General features: G+C 69.3%; 1 protein-coding gene and 2 pseudogenes. 2 read left to right on the top strand and 1 reads right to left on the bottom strand.

Annotated features, from left to right (window positions below; genetic code table 11):
- Positions 1-143: 143 nt before the first annotated feature.
- A pseudogene (locus tag A5652_RS09530) lies at positions 144-359 on the bottom strand (toprim domain-containing protein); the annotation flags it as partial.
- Here A5652_RS09530 and A5652_RS26590 point away from each other — a divergent pair.
- A pseudogene (locus A5652_RS26590) lies at positions 279-512 on the top strand (YbaB/EbfC family nucleoid-associated protein); the annotation flags it as partial. The pseudogenes A5652_RS09530 and A5652_RS26590 sit on opposite strands and share 81 nt — an antisense overlap.
- A gap of 14 nt (positions 513-526) precedes the next feature.
- Positions 527-1,138 (top strand): recombination mediator RecR, encoded by a 612-nt coding sequence (recR, locus tag A5652_RS09525; RefSeq protein WP_067349723.1) that lies wholly within the window; start codon positions 527-529, stop codon positions 1,136-1,138.
- The last annotated feature ends 143 nt before the right edge of the window (positions 1,139-1,281 follow it).

Genomic DNA, 1,281 nt, shown 5'->3' with positions numbered 1-1,281 from the left:
ATGCGGATCTTCGCGGGCTTGGTGGGGATGGTCGCCCTTCGATTCATGCCGGAAGTCGCGGGCAAGCCGCTGCCGGGATCCGGGCCCGCGGTCGAAAGTGAGGCCGGCGAGCTGGCCGGCGCATGAGAGGTCGCTGGCCGGCTTCAGACCATGGCCCGGCGGCCGGCGAGCGCGCGACCGAGCGTCAGTTCGTCGGCGAACTCCAGGTCACCGCCCATCGGGAGCCCCGATGCGATCCGCGTGACCGTCAGCCCGGGGATGTCGCGCAGCATCCGCACCAGGTAGGTGGCGGTCGCCTCGCCTTCGGTGTTCGGATCGGTCGCGATGATCACCTCGGTGATGTCGACGTCGTCGACCCGTCTGACGTTGAGACCTTGCAGGACCTGATCGTCGGCGCCATGGGTGACGCTTCCAAGCAGGTCACCCGGATGGCCCAGGAACGGCTGGGGTCGCTGGCCGGCGGCTTCGGCCCGCCGCCCGGGCAACCGCCCGCGCCGGCGCAGGGGCTTTAGACTCCGCGACCGACATGTTCGAAGGACCCGTCCAGGATTTGATCGACGAGCTCGGCAAGCTGCCGGGCATCGGACCCAAGAGCGCCCAGCGCATCGCCTTTCACCTCTTATCGGTTGAACCGCCGGATATCGACCGGCTGACCGCGGTGCTGGCGAAGGTCCGCGACGGCGTGCGGTTCTGTGCGGTGTGCGGCAACGTCTCCGACAACGAGCGCTGCCGTATCTGCGCCGATCCCCGCCGGGACGGCTCGCAGGTGTGCGTCGTCGAGGAGCCCAAAGACATCCAGGCCGTCGAGCGCACCCGCGAATTCCGTGGCCGCTACCACGTGCTGGGCGGTGCGCTCGATCCGTTGTCCGGGGTGGGACCCGATCAGCTGCGGATCCGCGAGCTGTTGAGCCGGATCGGGGAACGGGTCGACGACGTCGACATCACCGAGGTGATCATCGCGACCGATCCGAACACCGAAGGCGAGGCGACCGCCACCTACCTGGTGCGGATGCTGCGCGACATCCCCGGGCTGACGGTCACGCGGATCGCATCGGGGCTCCCGATGGGCGGTGACCTGGAGTTCGCCGACGAACTGACGCTCGGTCGCGCGCTCGCCGGCCGCCGGGCCATGGTCTGAAGCCGGCCAGCGACCTCTCATGCGCCGGCCAGCTCGCCGGCCTCACTTTCGACCGCGGGCCCGGATCCCGGCAGCGGCTTGCCCGCGACTTCCGGCATGAATCGAAGGGCGACCATCCCCACCAAGCCCGCGAAGATCAGCAT

The organism is Mycobacterium sp. 1165178.9 (genome assembly GCF_001673555.1).
In the GTDB taxonomy this organism is placed as follows: domain Bacteria; phylum Actinomycetota; class Actinomycetes; order Mycobacteriales; family Mycobacteriaceae; genus Mycobacterium.
Note: the sequence above shows the minus strand (reverse complement) of the source record. Positions and strands in the feature narration are given on the sequence as shown.